This is a genomic window from Flagellimonas okinawensis (assembly GCF_029194005.1).
Classification (GTDB): domain Bacteria; phylum Bacteroidota; class Bacteroidia; order Flavobacteriales; family Flavobacteriaceae; genus Flagellimonas; species Flagellimonas okinawensis.
Genome location: NZ_JARFVA010000002.1, coordinates 833,635 through 852,588, shown reverse-complemented (window position 1 = coordinate 852,588; position 18,954 = coordinate 833,635). Strand labels below are relative to the sequence as shown.

Here is an 18,954-nt window from a genome sequence, read left to right as displayed (position 1 = left end):
TGGGCAGTGGCACTTTAAACTTCAACGGCGAGACACATAAGGTTTTTGGCAAAACATGGTATGACAGGCAATGGTTCTGGCGCCATGATTTCTTTGGAAACAAAGAAAAGCCAATGAAAGGAACCTTTCAGGAACAGGACATGTACTGGACATGGATGAACCTTACACTCGATAACGGAGATGTATTGGGTTTATGGGATATCTATCTTTATGGAAAGCAATCCAGCTGGGTGACCATGGCAGAACCGGATGGTTCCCATATCGTTGCAAATGTCGAACCTCTTGCCGAATCTGCAAGCGAGTTCTGGATAAGCCCTATGGGGCAACGCTATCCGACCAATTGGGTCGTCAAGATACCCGAACTGGAGGCTGAACTGATCGTAAGGGCAATCAAAAAAGAACAGGAGGTACCTTCTGACATTTTACCTAAATACGAAGGCTTATGCAATATTACCGGAACTTTCAGGGGAAAACCCGTAACAGGCTATAACCTTGTTGAAATGGTGGGCAACTGGAACAAGGACAGAATGTTCTGATTCTCCGTGTATCTCCTCATAAAATGTCTGACCGGGTTGGATTTTTATAAATTCAACCCGTCTTTCTAAACGCCAACAGCTATAAGAGAATAATAGGTTCAAGAAAACATCGATAATTTATCAATACTATAATTTTAATCCTGTTGAAATTAGAACAACATAAAAAACAAAGAAATGGAAAAAATCATTCAACTTTCGACAAACAATGAAAACGATGCTTACAAAGTATTGGAAACGCTAAAGGAACTCAACGACAAAGAAGACTTAAACCTTTCGGAGTATGTAATTATCAAAAAGGAAGAAGACGGGAAGATTGCCCTTAAGGAAGATGCTTCCAATTCACTTGGGGGAACACTGGTAGGTGGCACCGCAGGTGCTTTGCTCGGAGCCTTGTTTGGCCCCTATGGGTTCTTGCTTGGTGGAACATTTGGTTCATTGGCAGGTCTGACCGCTGACACTATGAATTCAATGAGTACCGACGAACTACTCGAAAAAGTATCTGCCAATTTGCCCAATGGTAAAGTAGTAGTGGTCGCCCACATTTTTGAACAATGGGAAACCCCGCTTGATTCAAGTATTGGAGATTTGGCAGAAATCACCCGTGTAGATGTTGATGAAGAACTCTCCAAGGCTATCGAAGCAGACCTTGATGCAATGGACAAGGAAATAGAAGAAGCCAAGGAGAATGTCAAAAAAGCCGTTGGGAACGCCAAGCAAAATGCCCAGGCCAAGTTAGATGAGCTTAGGGACAAGAGGGACAAAAAGCAAAAGCAGTATCGAGATAAGATGAAAGCACAAAAAAATACGTTGAAAACTTGGTTGGCCAAAACCCAAGAGAAGATCAAAAGTAATTTTGACAAGAATTAATTCTTTGTACCACAACAGTAGGTTGTGCAATTTTTCCTTTGCAAATCAAAATATACACCGGTATATAATGGGTTCAATACTAAAATTAGTTAATCATGGAAAATTTAAAATCAGCATTAAAAGAAATTAGAACAGATATTAAAAACTGGTGGGCACTGCTTATATTGGGATTGGTGTTCATCGTCCTGGGCGTGACTGTATTTGCCTATCCCTTGGAGAGTTATGTGTCACTTTCCGTCTTATTTGCGGTAAGCGCCATAGTTTCAGGTTTGTTACAGATTTGGTTTGCCACCACAAATCGCAACGAAATTGATGGTTGGGGATGGCAACTCGCATTAGGCATCATGGAATTGATTTTAGGTGTGATTCTAATATCCAATTTTGGGTTGACTTTGGTTATCCTGCCATTTTATGTTGGGTTCTGGTTACTGTTCAGGGCATTTACATTAATAGGATTTTCCTTCGAACTGAAAACATATAAAATACTGGATTGGGGCTATTATCTTATTTTCGGACTACTTTTGGTACCCTTGTCATGGTTCATTATTTTAAATCCTCTGTTTGGGGGTGTGACCATTGTAGCATGGACTGCCATAGCTTTCATTGTGACAGGAGTGGCGAATATTATCTTGTCGTTTAAACTTAAAAAAGTAAATAAAAAAATAGTGCAGGTAGAAAAATCAATAAAATAAACACTATTATGGGTAGAACCCCCAGGCCTTCCCCTGTTGTTTGGCAACTATCCGCATTGCCACTTATAGACAAAAGGACACTTATAATGGGTGTCCTTTTAACAAATGTTCCATATGATGTAGCTAGAAAATCGGGTAGTTTCAGGAATTTAATCAACATCACCAAAACTTATTCTGTTAGACCTTACAGCAACAAAAATATTTCGTTGATAGCAGATGGTGTAACAACAAAAACAAAAACCGATGCGAACGGAAGTTTTTGGACAATAGCCGATTACCAGCATCGGAGAGGAATAGATGTAATGGTACATGGCAGGAATAGACCTTTGGGAATCATACACAACTACCCCATTGCCCATAAAAGTCTAGGAAATACTTTGGGTGTAATATCCGATATTGACGATACCATAATTGAATCGTTCACTGCCGATTTCTTTAAACGGGTTTCCGTTCTTTTATTTAAAACACCCAAAAAAAGAAAGCCAATTGACTTTACCCATAAACTATTTAAGGTTTTTGAAGAACGGAAAGCCAACACCTACTATGTTTCTAAAAGTGAAAGCAATCTTTTTGGAACCTTGACCAACTTTATCGAACATAGCGGCTTGCCAAAAGGAGTGCTTTTTCTCACACCTTATATGAGTCTTTGGAAATTGTTGAGCACCAAAAAAGCAAAAGATTTTAAGATGAATAGAATTCGTTTTCTTATAGAAAACTCAGCCGAAGAAAAATATATCCTGCTTGGTGACGACAGTCAGCGTGATATGGAAATATACTTTGAGACCGCAAAGGCCTTTCCCAAAAATATACTTAAGATTTACATTAGGCAGACCAAACCTAAAATTAATTTATCAAAAAAACAAGGGATAGAAAGTTTAAAAAACACAGGGATACCTGTAAAATACTTTAAAGCCGATGACGATTTAGAGGAATCGGATATATCATCAAAAACATAATCAAAAACCTTTATGAAACTATTATTTGTAGTAAATCCAATATCGGGTGGAGTCGATAAGGAACCCTTCCTTAAAAAGGCAAAAACCCTTTGCAAGAAATATGGAATTGATCACCACATCTTTAAAACCACGGGAAAAGATGATCAAATTGAATTAAAAAAGGTGGTACAAACATTCAAGCCTGATAGAGTGGTATCTGTAGGCGGGGATGGAACTACGCTGTTCACTTCCATCTCTTTATTGGATTTTTGCATACCCATGGGAATCATTCCGTTGGGTTCGGCCAATGGGATGGCTACAGAGCTAAGTGTAAATCCAGAACCAATGAAGGCATTAAAAGATGTTATTCTGTCCAATGTTATTGGATCTCTGGATATGCTGTTGGTGAATGATGCACATTATTGCATTCATATAGGTGATATTGGTATAAATGCACAAATTGTGGATTCCTATGAAAAAGATAAAAATCGTGGAATGGCCACTTATGCAAAATATTTTCTTCAAGAACTAAAAAATTTGACTCCATTTGGAGTTACATTGAATATAAATGGAAAAGAAATTAGGGAAAAAGCTCTGATGGTGGGTATCTGTAATTCCAGGAAATACGGTACAGGGGTACCCTTGAACGTAACAGGAAACCCAATGGATGGAATATTTGAAATTGTAATTGTCAATAAGATAGATGCAAATTCATTGATAAAGGCGGGATTATCAAAATTTGATGAAAGCTTCCATGATAGCCAGAACGGAAAGGTTTTAAACGGAGATAGTGCATCTATTCTTTTTGAAGAACCAAGGCTGTTACAATTGGATGGCGAAGTCATTGGCCATTTTAAAGAAATAAAGGTCAAAATCTTAAAAGGAGCCGTCAAGCTGATTACCCATAACGAAAATACGTATGTAAATTCCTAACAACTCCATCCCGACAAAGGCTTTCCTAGTAAAAATTATCTAATCCTTCGTATTGGTGCTCACCGTGTGGATAGCCTGAATTTCTGGATTATTTTGTAGTAGGGCTTGCCGCCACCAAGCTCTTGTTGGCTTTGGCATTCCTCGTCTGCAATGTCCTGAAAAGGGTTTGAACAATTTTTTTTGGGCACTTAAGCCTATTTTCTGAAAATAGTGCAGGAAATCTCCTTTTTTATTTCCTTCAGGCTTCTTATCAATAAAGAGACCGCGCCAAAAATTTTATTGCCCCGAAAAGTTCGAACCAGCTCGTTTTTGAAGTCATACTCTATTCTACTGGGAAATACCGCATACTGTTTGCACTTTTGGTCATTGAATCTCCTGATTATTTATACTTTTGGGTGCGTTCATCGGCAATGACCCCGTTCCAGTTCAAACCAAAGCCAAAGTCGTAGGTATGGCCTTGCGAGTCGGAATAGGGTTTCATATCCCTGGGAACGTCTTCCAATTGTAGCTCCACCGTATTCATATCCTTAGGCATTTGAAAAGGCAATAAAGCGGAAGGTTCCATTTTTCCTGAAATGATGTCCATCAATGCTTGGTCCTGTACCCCAAAATTGATCAAAATGGCCGAGGCTGCGGATTCTATTTCAGAAAAGACCATGGGTTTGGAAGCCTTGACCACCACGATGACGGGTTTATTTCCCATTTTTTCTTTGGTGTCCCTGACCAAATCCATATCCGTTGTGTTTACCGCCGTTGTTGTTTTGCCTTTGTACGAACGATTGGCAAAATCCTCGAAGGGACTTCCCCCAGCCAAACTCGTTTCCCTAGCTTCCTTAGCCGTATAGGATCCATATTGCAAAGCTATGGGAACGTACCCATTCCCCCCTTTCTCCTTATCGGTAATATCATAGCCCACCCCGCCATCAGGACTGTTTATGCCGACCAGCGCAAAATCAGCTTCTTTCGGATCGTCCACAACTTCAAAGTACTTGCCCACTACTTCCATGGAAAAAGTGTTCTCCATGCGTTCCGGGGTGTCAAAACCGAACCAGTTTGTGCTGGCAGCTACATGTCTTTGGGGAACATAAACTTTTTTCCCAGTATTGACAGGTAAAGTCTTTTCCTGGTTTTTCAGCATGACGATGGATTTCAATTGCGCCTTGTAACCGGCCTCCATAAATTGGGTATTGCCTACAATACTTTCGGTTTCAGAAATATCCAAATATGGATTCTCGAACAACCCTGTCCGAAATAGGTTTTTCAACAAACGCACTGCCGAAGTTTCGAACCGTTGCCGCATATATTCCTCTCCATGTTCCTCCACTCCCATTTGGTAGGCTTCAACCACCGGCTTCATGTCATTATTGCCCCCAAACTGGTCAACACCGGCTTCTAGGGCCTTATAATGCCTTTCCGCTATGCTCATATTCTCGACTCCCCAAGCCTTTCCCTGGAATTCATGCACCGAAGAAACTTCCCACGTAATCGCCCAATCCGAACAAACTACCCCGTCATATCCATAGGTGTTTCTGAGAAGGTCGGTAATCAGGTATTTATTATAAGCATTGCCCACATTTTCGCCATTCTTTGTGTCCTGTCCATAGGAAATGGTGTAATAGGGCATAACGGCCGCAGCTTTTTCGGTAGCTCCTTCCAAGGCGAACGCACCTTCGGTAAAGGGTTTTAAATGGTCCTTCAGGTTGTTCCCCGGATATACCGCATAGGCCCCGTAGCCAAAATGGGCATCACGCCCCCCTTCTTCGGGTCCTCCCCCAGGCCAGTGCTTTACCATGGCATTTACACTTTGGTAGCCCCAACCGCCACCGTCCGAAGACTGAAAGCCATCCACATAGGCCCTTGCCATATCGGTTGCCAAAACTGGGTCTTCCCCCATAGTACCGTCAAAACGCGACCATCGTGGTTCAGTGGCCAGGTCTATTTGGGGAGACAGGGCTGTGGTAATTCCCAAGGCCCGGTACTCCTTGGAGGCAATTTCTCCAAACTCCCGCATCACATCAGGATCAAAACTTGCAGCAAGTCCCAATGTCCCCGGCCACATGGAAATTTTACCCCCTGCCCCTGCGTTGTATTCCGCAATGGGATCGCTACCATGCCTGGGATCCGAACTGCTATTGATGGGAATCCCCAACCCGATACCTTCCACCAGTTCCTGTGCCTTGTTGTTCCATCGGGCCGCAACGGCTGGCGATTCAACCGAGGTGATCAGTACGTGCCGAAGATTGTCCTGTTTTAAAAATTTCTTCTGCCCATCGGAAAGATCGCTTGCAGCGGCACCACTTTCCGGAAAAGGCTTTCCATTATAGGTAACGGGACCGAACAAGGGATTGCCCATACCGGGAAGGGATTGGTGCGCACTGTACAACATTAATCCACCTATTTGTTCTGTACTCATTTTTGTGGCCAGATCTTGGGCCCTTTCGGTTTCTGATAGGCGCCAATCCTCGTAAGGGTCCAATACCCCATTTTGGTTCAAATCCTTAAATGCCAATCGATCAACGGTAAGAATGGCGACCCCCGAATTCGGGCTATAACCAAGAGTGCTCCCTTCTTCATTGTGGAGCAGGACAAAACCGTCCCTCTTTTCTTCCGTGAACCTTGGGCCACAGCTTGCCATAAGTGCAACCAACACAACACTACCTAACCTATATCGTATATTAGTCAATTTCATACCGAAAATCATTTAATCATATTTTAGAATCAAAATTATTTTTCATTGTGTTAAATATACGCAATGATTGATTGCAACGATCCGTTTGATAAAAAAATTATTTTTCATGCAAGAGCTACTTACCTTTGAAGGATGGAATACAAAGAATATATCGAGAAATTTTTCAATCAGGGCCACAAACACTATTTATCCCATATCTCCATTGACTGCGTGGTGTTCGGTTTTCATGAAAACGAGTTGAAGGTCTTACTTTTGAACATGAAAAACCTGAACTCATGGGTGTTACCGGGCGGGTTTATCCTTAAGGATGAGGAAATGGAAACAGCCGTAAAAAGGATATTAACGGAACGAACAGGTCTTACAGATATTTTTTTGCACCAGTTCCAAACGTTCGGTGGATTAAGTCGTTCTTCCTTTACGGTTCCCGAACTATTCTTCAAAAATTTACAGATCAAAAAGGACAGTTGGATGTTCGACCGATTTATTTCCGTGGGATATTATGCCCTGGTCGAATATTCCAAGGTTAAACCAATTCCTGATATTCTTTCGGAAAAATGCGAATGGTTTAACGTCCACGATTTGCCCGAGCTTGCCCATGACCACCGACACATTTTTGATGAAGCTTGGCAAAGTTTGCGATTCTGGATCAACCATTATCCCATAGGTTATAATCTATTGCCAGAAAAATTTACGATGCCAGACCTACAAAAGCTTTATGAGACCATACTCGACCGAAAACTCGACCGAAGGAATTTCCAGCGAAAGATGTTGGCCACCGGCATCCTAAACCGCTTAAATGAGGTCAAGCCCGGGGTCGCGCACAAAGCCCCCTATCTATACACCTTCAATATTGCGGCTTACGAAAAAACCCTAAAAACGGGGTTTGGGTTTGCTTTATAATAGACCTGCATGAAAATTGTTTTTTCAATTGTTGGTATCCTATACTTATTATTAACAAGGATATGGGAAGATGTGTATAAAAATCCTTGCACGTATGATCCCTACAAAGGATGATTTTCTTCTATGGGTTCGTACAACTTAACCTTTGAAGGGTTATAATCAATTGAATTTTCAAAATCGATTGGGCTTCCCAGACATCTATTCTTTCTCTAGCTTGCCTGTCTTCTGGATTACGTGCGCATTGCTAGTTTTGTTTGGAGATACATTTAAATCTATTCCAACAAACCAACACAATAGAATATGGGATTACAAAAGCGCCATTACGGTAGAAGATGTAACAGAATTTATGGACAAAGTACAACAATAGGGCTGGGGAAATTTTCAGATATTCCCTTACTGTAGATACCCCGATCTTTAGGATAGGTTTTCTACAAAACTAGTATAACTGTCAAGCTGCCCTCTTAAATAAATCGATGGGGCTTTGTAAACTATACCCTTAGAAAATATCGAAAAAAGATGTGCTTAAACGGATGGATACTGATGAATAAAAATCAAGCACTTCTAATATGAAATGACTTATTGATAATAATTTCAATGTCTTCCTTCAAAAAGTTTGAACTCTGTCCTGCCGCAATCCCACCCTCGTTACCGCCACGTTGGCCCATATTTCTACAGATGGTGTCACCAGGTGCATTATTTTTCCGATCATTGCAGGTGCCCTGCTGATTATATCCTATATTTAGTATGAAAAAACTGAGTACTGTAAAGAAGGTATAAGGTATTTTTTATATGAAGTGAAAATTAAAAATCTATAACTATGGCAAAAACAGGCCCATTATCCGAAAAACCTATGAAATGGTACCATTATATTGCCGGTTTTTTTGCAGGAGTATTTTTTACAAATGCAACACCACATTACATCAATGGAATTTCGGGGCACCCATTCCCAACACCTTTTGCAGACCCACCAACAATAGGGCTTTCATCACCAATGACAAATGTTATTTGGGCTTTATTCAATTTTCTGGCGGGGTATCTTCTCTTTAGGACAAGTAAGATTAACCCAAAAAGAAAATTAGGCTTATTGGTATTTTTTGCTGGTATTGTATTTTTTGCCATTACCTTTAGTTTTATGATGATGGATAGAGTATAGTAGATGCTTCATCAAAATGTAAATAAATCAATTGATCAAAATAAATAAAGATGAGAAAAGTAGGATTAATTTTATCAATGTTATCGATGCTGGCCTTAACGGCATTCACCATACAAAACCTCTGGAAATCAGATAAAGGGCATTCTGAATTAGGTTTCAGCATTACCCACTTGGGCATCTCTGATGTTTCGGGAACATTCAACGAATTTGAGGCGACCATCAGCAGCAGTAAAGAAGACTTTAGCGATGCCGTTGTCGAAGCTACGATTAATGTAGGATCTATCAGTACCAGAATTGGAGACAGGGATGCACATCTTAAAGGTCCCGATTTCTTTGATGTGGAGAAATACCCTGAAATCACTTTTAAAAGCACCCGTATAAAAAGTGTAGGAGGCGGAAAGTATAAACTCACCGGAGACCTAACGGCTAAAGGTATTACTAAAACCGTAGAAATGGATTTGAACTATAGGGGAACCGTCGAAAACCCAATGACCAAGAAACCGACGGCAGGGTTCAAACTATCTGGGACCATAAAGCGATCTGATCATGGGATAGGTAGCGGGTTTCCGGCCCCTTTACTGAGCGACGAGGTAGAGATTACGGTCAATGCCGAATTCCAGCAGTGATTTGGCCAGGAAATTAGAGTTTGGGATTTCCACTTTTGCCGATGTGATGCCTGACCCGCATACCGGCAAGACCATATCGCAAGCGGAGCGGATACGGCAGGTAGTGGACGATATCGTACTGGCGGATGAATTGGGAATCGATTTTTACGGGGTCGGTGAACATCACCGCCCTGACTTTGCCGCCTCTGCCCCGGCCATCATTTTGGCCGCGGCCGCGGCCAAAACCAAACACATTACGTTGGGAACCGCCGTAACGGTTTTATCCACGAGCGATCCCATTCGTGTCTATCAAAATTTTGCAACCATAGATGCTATCAGCAAAGGACGTGCGGAATTATTGGTGGGGCGTGGGGCGTTCACCGAGACATTTCCCCTATTTGGTTTCGATCTCGACCAATACGATCTTTTGTTTGATGAAAGACTCGACCTGCTATTAAAGGCCAGGGACCATGAATATGTGACATGGAGCGGAAAAACACGCAGTTCCATTGATAACCTCGGTATTTATCCACGTACGGAAAAACCGTTGGATATATCCCTGGCATTGGGCGGTTCGAGAAGCACCGTGATAAAGGCAGGTAAATTGGGGCTTCCGGCGGTATTGGCCATGCTCGGGGGCAATATTGCCGATTTTGGTCACTATGCAACATTGTATCGTTATGCCGCACAGGAAAGTGGGCATGATCCGGATACCCTAAAGTTCAGTATACAAGCGCATGGATTCGTGTTGAACGACAGCAAGGAAACTGCCGAAACTTTTTTTCCCTACATACAACTTTACCGAAACCATCTATTGGCCGATCGTGGATTTCCTCCTTATACGAGGGGTGATTTTGATGAGGCCCGTTCTCCGGAAAAAGGGTTGTTCGTAGGGAGTCCACAAGAAGTGGCCAACAAGATTTTACAACTGCGAAAACAATTGGGCATCGACCGCTTTATCATCCAAATGCCCATAGCGACCATGCCACATGAAATCGTAAAAGAGGCCATTCAAGTATACGCCACAGAGGTAATTCCTCTTGTGAAAAGGCTTTTAAGGTAGCTACCGCCCTATGCATATCAAAACAAATAAATCGTTGTCATTCAATCATTTGAATATTACAACTTCAGGCCCCATAGACCTTGACCCACCCTACTTTAATACTATATCCAAAAACAAAAAAAATCAATCAGCCATGTTTAACCAGTCAATGTTTTCTTACTTCAAAGTATTTAACAAATCCCTTTTCGCTGGCGTTCATGATCCCTTTTCTTAAGCTCTCTACATTTTCGGCTTTGGGGGCATGGGAATGGCCAACCTGCTAATGAGGGTATCCATCCCGAACCCATTCTGGATTTTCCTTTCCCTGCAGTGGTGGTTCCAAATAAAAAAAAGAAAACTGGCTCCCTGAGAAAAAACGACCCCGGATATCAAAAGGAAGAATGGTAAGACACCAATCAATTCAATTACACTTTCTGTATATGGTCTGCAAGAATATATCATTAGGATTAAACTATGGCTCTTGGTTTTTCACATGGTTTTAGACATGCAAAATTCCCGTAGCCCCAGAAATTCCCAAAGTGGTACAATTATAATCCTTACTTGTAGAGGTGAATCCCTTATCTTTTTCCAAATTCCCACTAAATGGAAGGACAGGGAAACCTTTTGACCATTGCATTTGAAGGTGTCCCATGTTATTATTGTACATCCATCTTAAAACACTATCTTGAGACTTGTATCCAACGGTTAAAATCCGTAAGGCTTAAAAACCATGATCGTAACCAAGAACATAAGCTTTGTACGTTTGATGAAAATGACAGGGCACCATTTCCTATGGCTTATCCCATTAATGGGCAGTATTGCCACCTTGTACCATTTTAACCTGATCACTTTCAAAATACCTTGGATTCCTGTATCGGTCATCGGTACGGCAGTTGCATTTTACGTAGGCTTCAAAAACAACCAGTCTTATGACAGGTTATGGGAAGCCCGTAAAATTTGGGGCGGTATTGTCAATGATAGTCGCACCTGGGGTTTGATGGTCGATGGCTTTGTTACAAATCAGTTTACAAAGGACGACGTTTCGGACCAAGAATTAAAGCACATTAAAAAAAGACTTGTTTATCGACATATTGCCTGGCTGTATGCTCACCGCAGTCAATTATTGGTAGCTACTTCTTGGGAACATATTGCGCAGTCAGGGCACATTGGTAGGGCAGCAAAGGAATACCAAAGGAAATTTGGAGTAGGTCTTATTGATGACGAAGAAACACGAAGCAGCCTCAACACATTTTTGGAGCCTGGTGAGCACGATCGTTTGATAAATGCCGTGAATACGGCAACCCAGATTGTCAACGAGCAGTCAAGGGATTTGACCCAGTTAAGGAACGATGGTCTTATCGATGACTTCCGCCATATGGAAATGGTGAACGTGTTGCGCGCGCTATATGGGTTGCAAGGCAAGAACGAACGTATTAAAAAATTCCCGCTACCTAGGCAGTATGCCAATATGAGTCGTTATTTCGTGGGAATATTCATTGCTTTTTTACCTTTTAGCATGGTTCCTGAAATGATGGATGTGGGACAACTTGGCTTTTGGCTTTCAGTTCCGGTGGTAGCTCTAATAGGATGGGTCTACGTTGCCATGGAATTGGTAGGGGATTATTCTGAAAACCCATTTTCCAGTATGGCCAACGATATTCCCATGTTGTCCCTCTGCAGGGTAATTGAAATAGATTTAAGGGAAATGTTGGGCGAAACAAATCTGCCGCCCGCCGTTGAGGCAAAAAAAGGAGTCCTGATGTAGCTAGTAGAGTAAAACGTCAAAAACCAAGGGAATGCCCGAACTATAAAATTGTGCCGTAATTGATTGTCAAACTATTTTAAAGTACAGAATAATAAAAATATTGACTTTTAAGAGCATGGATCGGAATGCGGATAGACCACAATTCGCAAACGATCTTGACAAAAGCAAAAAACGCCACGCCATTGTTTGTATATCCCCAAGAAAAAGACTGCCTTGGACATGTACATTGTCAGAAACAGGTTGCATGATCCTTTCCCTTGATGTCTCTTGCCAAGGAACCAGTGAAAGCCCATCACATAATTTGAAGGGCCCTGCCATACGTCCCGAAGACTTTAGATGCGCAACCGATTTTTTGACTACCCTTTGGTTATATTGACACAAAACACTTCGGTGTAAGGGGTATTTATGGGAATGATGATCATACACACAATATCGATATGACCGAATGTAGTTTTAAGACCATTGAAACCGTGAGGGCATGTTAATCCTTGAAGATAATAGCCATTGTTTCCGAAAGGGCCATGTGCAATTACTGTCATAAAATGAAAGAGGGTCAGGCCATAGAAAGGCCCAACCCCCTCCAATTAACTTACACACTTATTGGGCCAAATAACCACCGTCTATGGGATAGTATGTTCCAGTGGCAAAAGAAGCTTTATCACTCGCCAACCAAAGCACAAATTCGGCAATTTCCTCAACCCTTGCCAAACGTCCGATAGGGTGCGAAGCACCGACTATGTCCTTTTGCTCACTGTCTAAAAAATCAATCATGGAAGTATCGGTGTATCCAGGGCCAACTGCATTTATCCGTATTCCTCGACTGGAATATTCCAAAGCACCCGTTCTGGTCAGGCCAATCACCCCATGTTTAGACGATACATACGCAGAAAAATTTGCTGCACCGGCACTTCCTACAATTGAGGACATATTAATAATGGAGCCACTTCCGTTTTTGAGCATGGCGGGTATTTGATACTTCATTCCATAAAATACGCCAGATAGATTGATCGACAATACCTTGTTCCATGCATTGAGATCATATTCCTCGATGGACTGTACGGGACCAACAATACCCGCATTGTTGACGGCAATATCCAATTTGCCAAATCTTGCCAAAGCCGCATCCACACTTTTTCGGGAGTCTTCGGGATTTGACGTATCCGCTTTCACGAAAATAGCTTCACCTCCGTTGTTTTCTATCGCGTTTACCACATTTTCCCCAGCTTCAGCATTCAAATCGGTAATTACCAATTTTGCCCCGTTCTCGGCAAAAAGCAGGGCCATACTTTTACCTATTCCTTGTGCAGCTCCTGTAATAAGGGCCACCTTGTTTTCCAATGTTTTCATAATTACTAATTCAAATGTTACTTTCCTAAAGTTACTTGATAAAGATGTTTTATAAAGTGACATAAGTCACCCATACTAGAACTGTTCTTCAAGCAGAAATACCATTGCGGACATTATCATTCTGCCGGGGAACTGCCTGCAGCCGTGCCTTTTATTTCCCAACAGTCCTACGACACGGCTGCTTATTCGCTATATTATTCAGGGATCGACCATAAAAAGGCATCATTGTGACCACCCAAAGCAGGGGTATACCCCCCAACAATTGCACCTAATGGCTTTCGTAAGCCAATGCAAGCGATCCCGTAACGCCACTCGTCATGGCCACGTGGCCTTTGTGACACATATTTTGAACGGATTTATGGACAGGATAATAAATCCATTCCGACTTTCTGGATCGAATCGAAAATCGATTATTCTTTATTCGGCCGAAGACTTTTGAAACTGCTTACCGGGCTACCAAGAAAGAAAATGAAATAAAAGTGCAAAACAGCTATTTTTTAGCGAACTTGTAAAAAAGATGAAACCACTTTTATAAATAAACTGCCCAGAGGTAAACCTCGAGGAGTTCTTTAAAAATCAAACAGAACATGACCGCATTACTTCAAAATTCAGAGCCCACAGTTAGATATAGGCTCCTCCCCTTTATCGCAGGGATTGTTTTCATAGCTTTGGGCCCATATGTTTTAATCGTCCCCATTGAAACATATTTAATCTTGGTCCCGGTTTTTTCCACAACATTCGTTGTTTTGAGGGCCACCGATACTTATTTTGCCGTTTCGAATCGAAGGGAAATGAAGGAATGGGCGTGGAAACCGATCAGCGGTATTTCGGGAGTCCTTATCGGAACCTATTTGCCGATCACCCCGATTCTGGGCATGATGTTGCTTTCTTTTATGATCGGAATATGGAATATTCAACCGTGACTAAAGCCAGGGCAACTGATAGGACGGGCTACGGGCCAAAAGGATTAGAACGAACGATACTGTATCGGCACATCCCTTAAAAGTATCCAAGACCAACCTATAGATAAAAAAATGAAGGAAAATTCAAGAAAACTAAAAAGAACCGTAAAGGTGGTGAACATCTTGGCCAAGTACGGTTTCGAGGATACCATGGCCCGGTACAACATTGGAAAATGGGTCCCGCTGAAATCGACTGGGAAAAACAAAACATCGGACAAAATCCTTTCTTGTTCAGTCTACGAGCGTATCCGAATGGCCGTGGAGGAACTGGGGCCTGCCTATGTTAAATTGGGACAACTCTTCAGTGACAGGGACGATGTACTTCCCATTGCCATGACAGACGAGCTAAAAAAACTTCAGAGCGATGTGGCCCAAGAACCATTGGATGTCCATGAAAAGATTACCAATGAGCTTGGTATAGACCCTGCCGATTACTTCCATATCATCGAGAATATCCCTTTTGCCTCGGCCTCCATATCCCAGGTATTCAAGGCACAATTGCTGAACGGCGAATGGGTCATCTTGAAAATAAAGAGAACTGGTATAGAAGAAATCATAGCGGCAGACCTTTTGATCATGAAGGACTTGGCCAGAATGTTGGGAAACCATAACGACGAAATAAAGAAGATAGGACTTTTGAACATGGTCGAGACCTTTGAACAGTCCATCAACCGTGAGCTCTCATTTTTATAGGAAATAGACAACGTCGAGCGCTTTACAAGGGATTTTCGGGGAAATGAAGACATCTATGTACATAAGACCTATAGGGAGTTATCCAACAATAATATCCTATGTTTGGAATATATCGAAGGTATAAAGGTGTCGAATGTAGGGCATTTGCTCCAAGCGGGTTTCGATCCCAAAATGGTGGCCCGTGTCGGATACGACCTGTATATGCAACAGGTTCTCGAACATGGGTATTTCCATGCCGATCCGCATCCGGGCAACATACTGGTGACCTATAACGGTCAGATATCCTTTATCGATTTTGGGATCATGGGGACGATGTCCCCCCCGGACAAGGAACTAATTGAGGATTTTACGCAATACCTTGTCCAAAAAAACGCGTCCGCCCTGATTACCACCATCAAGAAGATGTCACTGGAGCATTCCATAGAAAATGACAGACAATTGGAACGTGATATCCATGACATGTTCGGGTTGATCGATCAATCTTCCCTGAAAAGCCTTGACATAGCTTCTATTACAAAAAAGCTGAAAGCGATTTTCCGAAAAAATGGAATGGAATTTCCACAACATGTATACCTCTTGATCAAGGGTATCGTACTTATCGAGGGTATCGGCAGAAAACTGGATCCGGACTTGAACATTCTTGAGCTTATGCGCCCATACGCCTCGCAAATCGTACAAAAGCGGATTTCCCCAAAATACCGAATCCTTAAAGGGCTCAAAAATTTCAGGAACATTACGGAAACCTGGACGGAAATGCCCGGGGAAATCATGGACCTGATCCAAAAAATAAAGAAAAATGCCCTTATCATACACCACCAAGTGGACGGCCTGATGGAGATAAAGACTTCGTTGGACCGTTTGGTGCTGGCCTTGATCATTTCGGCCCTATCGATCGGTTCCTCAATTTTGGTATTGGCTGACATGCCCCCAAAGGTATACGGTGTTCCACTGCTGGGGTTTGTGGGGTTTCTGATTTCCTTTGTGCTGGGAGTCGGGATTGTGATATCCATGATACGAAACAGGAACCACTGATCATGGTCCCGGGCGTAAAGGACCTGGGTTTGACTCAATCCATGGCAAACCCGGATTCTTCGAGCACTTTTTTTGTTTTGGCATAGCCTATATCGAAAATCACTTCCAAGTCTTTCATGTTGAAGGTGCTATACTTGCTGAGTTCCTCTGGATGGACCACCAGATCACACTCCTTGAATTTTTGGATGGAATCTGCCGCCATCTTTATTTTATATGATCTTTCCAGTACGCTATAGGCGCTGTTCAAATCCTTTGTCCCAATTTTTTTCAGGGGGTTTACATATATCCCCAAAATCCTATCACAGGATAACCGCAAGGGTTCTATGGGAAAATTGTTCAATACACCACCATCCACATAATACGACATTCCAATCCTGGTCGGGGTAAAAACCCCGGGGAAGGATGCCGAGGCCAATATGGGGCGGATGACCTCGCCGGAGTCAAAAATCTTCAACGTGCCCTCCATGACATTGGTCCCTGTTATGAACAACTTTTTTTTGAGGGCCCTGAAGTTATCCTCTGGGAGCAGCTTTTTGAAATCGGGATAGAACTTTTCCGTGTCGATGAACCCAGGTTTTCCTCTGGCATATTTTTGCGGGTGGAAGATGGGAATCGTCTTGAAGAAATCCAATATTTGGGTCAATTCTACCCCACTTGCATAAAAAGCGCCAACTACGGCACCAGCACTTGTACCCGAAATATGGGTAGGGAATATACCATGTTCCTCCATGGCCTTAATGGCACCTATATGTGCTACTCCACGGGTACCGCCCCCTGATAAAACCAACCCGATGTTCATGTTTTTTTTCATATATGCTATTCTATTGGTCACAGGACTGGGCTGAACACTTTGGCCATCCCTTCCTTTAAACGATCCATCTTCGGTCTTTTAAGGTATTCCTGATAATCGACTTGAATGCTTTTTTTACAATCCTCCAAAAAATCATCTCTCAGCTTTTCCGAAAATTCCCTTTCATAGACCAGAACGTTCACCTCGTAGTTTTGTTCAAAACTCCTAATATCCAAATTTGCGGTCCCGATAGTGGTCACCTGGTCATCACAGACGATGACCTTACTGTGCAAAAAGCCATCCTGAAACAGAAAAATCTTGGCTCCTACCTCCAACAGGTCCTCAAAATAGGAACGCACTCCCCATTTTACCACAGCACTATCCGAAGCTTCGGGCACCAGCAGCCTGATATCAACCCCACCAAGGGCCGCAACCCGCAATGCTTCCATCAGGGCATCTCCTGGGATGATATAGGGATTGGTTATATACACATATTTTTTAGCCATATTGATGATTGAAAAATAGAGATGGTGGATTGCGGCAAAATCGGAGTCCGGTCCACTGGCAATGATCTGGGCCACCGAGTTGCCCATATCGGGTGGGGTCGACAAATACTTTGGGGTCAACATGTCATCGGTACTGCTCACAAAGCTCCAATCTACCGCAAATACTGCCTGAAGGCCATTTACAATGGGCCCTTCCAATTGTAGGTGCATATCATGCCAAACTCCCAGAGCCGGGTCACCTTTGATATATTTGTCCGATACATTGATTCCTCCTGTAAAGGCAATCAGACCATCAACAATCACAATTTTTCTGTGATTGCGGTAGTTGATGGATGAAAGTAAACTGCCCAAACGCATCGGCAAAAACCCATATACCTTGATTCCGGCCCGTTTTAACGATGCTATGTATTTTTTCGATAGGGCCCTGCTTCCCACCCCATCATATATAAAGTGTACCTGCACGCCTTCCCTTGCCTTGCGCTCGAGGATTGAAAGGAACCTATCTGCCAGTTCCCCTTCCTCAAAGATGTAATATTGGATATGGATGAATTTTTCGGCAGTTTCAATGGCATCAAAAATAGTATCAAATGTTAAAGGGCCATCTTTTAACGGCGTCAACCGATTGCCCATGAGCGGTATGGAGCTTGAACTTTTGGTAATTGCCTTTACCAATTTGATATGGTCCTTGACAGATACAGGGGCTTCGATATGTGCATTCTCATAGTAGGTTTCCACCTTTGCCAAATATTCGGAAACGGCCTTGGTCTTCTTCAATTTGAAGAATTTGTTCTTTTTCCTGTTTCGCCCAAAGGCCAGGTACAGAAGAATGCCACTTACAGGAAGTGCAAAAATGGCGAGCAGCCATGCCAGTGTTTTGGTCGGTCTTGCCCCATAGACCAACAGCCTAATGGCCGTCGCCATCGTAAGAAGTAAATATAAAATCAATGCTACTTCCATAGCTACATATGCATTTTTTCCACCATACACCGAAGGAAAGCCTATTTTCCTACTGTCATCCGCGACTCTTTGGGCCTTCCATTGTTCGCCCTTTTTATCAGGATACCGCTTTCACGGCAATAAAACCCCCATCCCCTTCCAATTTATTTTCTGTAGTCATATCCCAAAAAAAATTCATTGAAATTCCCGTCCTTAACCGGGTAACCGAAATCCAAGTTTACATTTTCAAAATACGAAAGAATTGTGGAATACACGATAGCATCCTTGACGAGGTGTTACTTTTTCCGTTTTGTACAATCCAATATTTTGGAGCTTTCCATTCCATTGAGGCCTTGGTATATGCTTTTTCATTGTTGAGAATCTCAACGTCTACCCTTCACAGGGCGGTACGCTCGAAAGGAATATCATATTTATGACTGAACCTTGACCTTCCCCATCCTATTGATTCCATCACCATCAACGATTGCGACAAGTGGCTTTTATTCGATCCACGATTGTCTTTGGCCGGATATGGTAACACCAAGAAGCCTTTGCCCGAAATCAAAATACT

Annotated in this window: 15 protein-coding genes and 1 pseudogene; 12 read left to right on the top strand and 4 right to left on the bottom strand. The window is 42.4% G+C overall.

Translation table 11 applies throughout. The features are described from left to right. The 5 genes from PY091_RS09565 to PY091_RS09545 form a co-directional block, all read left to right on the top strand. Positions 1 to 536: lipocalin family protein (locus PY091_RS09565; RefSeq protein ID WP_275614620.1), on the top strand; the 536-nt coding region annotated here is incomplete at its 5' end. A 174-nt stretch (positions 537 to 710) separates the two neighbouring features. Beyond that, positions 711 to 1,403, top strand: a complete 693-nt coding sequence (locus tag PY091_RS09560) for a DUF1269 domain-containing protein (protein WP_275614619.1) — start codon at positions 711 to 713, stop codon at positions 1,401 to 1,403. 95 nt (positions 1,404 to 1,498) lie between these two features. Next, positions 1,499 to 2,095 carry an HdeD family acid-resistance protein gene (locus PY091_RS09555; RefSeq protein WP_275614618.1) on the top strand — a complete coding sequence of 199 codons (597 nt, stop codon included), beginning with the start codon at positions 1,499 to 1,501 and terminating at the stop codon, positions 2,093 to 2,095. A gap of 8 nt (positions 2,096 to 2,103) precedes the next feature. Further along, on the top strand, positions 2,104 to 3,051 hold the full coding sequence (locus tag PY091_RS09550) for an App1 family protein (protein ID WP_275614617.1): 948 nt from the start codon (positions 2,104 to 2,106) through the stop codon (positions 3,049 to 3,051). A 12-nt stretch (positions 3,052 to 3,063) separates the two neighbouring features. Further along, the gene (locus tag PY091_RS09545) at positions 3,064 to 3,963 is read left to right on the top strand and encodes a diacylglycerol/lipid kinase family protein (RefSeq protein ID WP_275614616.1); all 900 of its coding nucleotides are present in this window, start codon (positions 3,064 to 3,066) and stop codon (positions 3,961 to 3,963) included. A 379-nt stretch (positions 3,964 to 4,342) separates the two neighbouring features. On the opposite strand, the gene PY091_RS09540 is transcribed toward PY091_RS09545, so the two are convergent. Continuing rightward, the gene (locus PY091_RS09540) at positions 4,343 to 6,652 is read right to left on the bottom strand and encodes a glycoside hydrolase family 3 protein (RefSeq protein WP_275614615.1); all 2,310 of its coding nucleotides are present in this window, start codon (positions 6,650 to 6,652) and stop codon (positions 4,343 to 4,345) included. Between the two features lie 132 nt (positions 6,653 to 6,784). Here PY091_RS09540 and PY091_RS09535 point away from each other — a divergent pair, with 132 nt between their 5' ends. The 5 genes from PY091_RS09535 (at position 6,785) to PY091_RS09515 (ending at position 12,117) form a co-directional block, all read left to right on the top strand. Then, entirely contained in the window at positions 6,785 to 7,552 is a 768-nt protein-coding gene (locus PY091_RS09535; RefSeq protein WP_275614614.1) for an NUDIX hydrolase, read from the top strand. An 817-nt stretch (positions 7,553 to 8,369) separates the two neighbouring features. Continuing rightward, the gene (locus tag PY091_RS09530) at positions 8,370 to 8,705 is read left to right on the top strand and encodes a hypothetical protein (protein ID WP_275614613.1); all 336 of its coding nucleotides are present in this window, start codon (positions 8,370 to 8,372) and stop codon (positions 8,703 to 8,705) included. Between the two features lie 50 nt (positions 8,706 to 8,755). Beyond that, the gene (locus PY091_RS09525; protein WP_275614612.1) at positions 8,756 to 9,331 is read left to right on the top strand and encodes a YceI family protein; all 576 of its coding nucleotides are present in this window, start codon (positions 8,756 to 8,758) and stop codon (positions 9,329 to 9,331) included. Then, positions 9,312 to 10,373 (top strand): LLM class flavin-dependent oxidoreductase, encoded by a 1,062-nt coding sequence (locus PY091_RS09520; protein WP_275614611.1) that lies wholly within the window; start codon positions 9,312 to 9,314, stop codon positions 10,371 to 10,373. Before PY091_RS09525 ends, PY091_RS09520 begins: the two co-directional genes overlap by 20 nt. Positions 10,374 to 11,082: 709 nt before the next feature. Next, the gene (locus tag PY091_RS09515) at positions 11,083 to 12,117 is read left to right on the top strand and encodes a bestrophin family protein (RefSeq protein WP_275614610.1); all 1,035 of its coding nucleotides are present in this window, start codon (positions 11,083 to 11,085) and stop codon (positions 12,115 to 12,117) included. Between the two features lie 597 nt (positions 12,118 to 12,714). On the opposite strand, the gene PY091_RS09510 is transcribed toward PY091_RS09515, so the two are convergent. Next, positions 12,715 to 13,464: an SDR family NAD(P)-dependent oxidoreductase gene (locus tag PY091_RS09510; RefSeq protein ID WP_275614609.1), complete on the bottom strand. Its 750-nt coding sequence runs from the start codon at positions 13,462 to 13,464 to the stop codon at positions 12,715 to 12,717. A gap of 587 nt (positions 13,465 to 14,051) precedes the next feature. On the opposite strand from PY091_RS09510, the gene PY091_RS09505 reads away from it, so the two are divergent. Together PY091_RS09505 and PY091_RS09500 are read left to right on the top strand one after the other, a co-directional pair. Next, positions 14,052 to 14,387, top strand: coding sequence for a DUF308 domain-containing protein (locus PY091_RS09505; RefSeq protein WP_275614608.1), 336 nt, complete (start codon positions 14,052 to 14,054; stop codon positions 14,385 to 14,387). Between the two features lie 111 nt (positions 14,388 to 14,498). Further along, positions 14,499 to 16,151: pseudogene (locus tag PY091_RS09500) on the top strand (ABC1 kinase family protein). Between the two features lie 34 nt (positions 16,152 to 16,185). Here the strand turns inward: PY091_RS09500 and PY091_RS09495 are convergent. Both PY091_RS09495 and cls read right to left on the bottom strand, forming a co-directional pair. After that, the gene (locus PY091_RS09495; protein WP_275614606.1) at positions 16,186 to 16,962 is read right to left on the bottom strand and encodes a patatin-like phospholipase family protein; all 777 of its coding nucleotides are present in this window, start codon (positions 16,960 to 16,962) and stop codon (positions 16,186 to 16,188) included. A gap of 17 nt (positions 16,963 to 16,979) precedes the next feature. Beyond that, complete coding sequence (gene cls / locus PY091_RS09490) at positions 16,980 to 18,404, bottom strand: cardiolipin synthase (RefSeq protein WP_275614605.1); 1,425 nt, start codon at positions 18,402 to 18,404, stop codon at positions 16,980 to 16,982. Between the last annotated feature and the right edge of the window lie 550 nt (positions 18,405 to 18,954).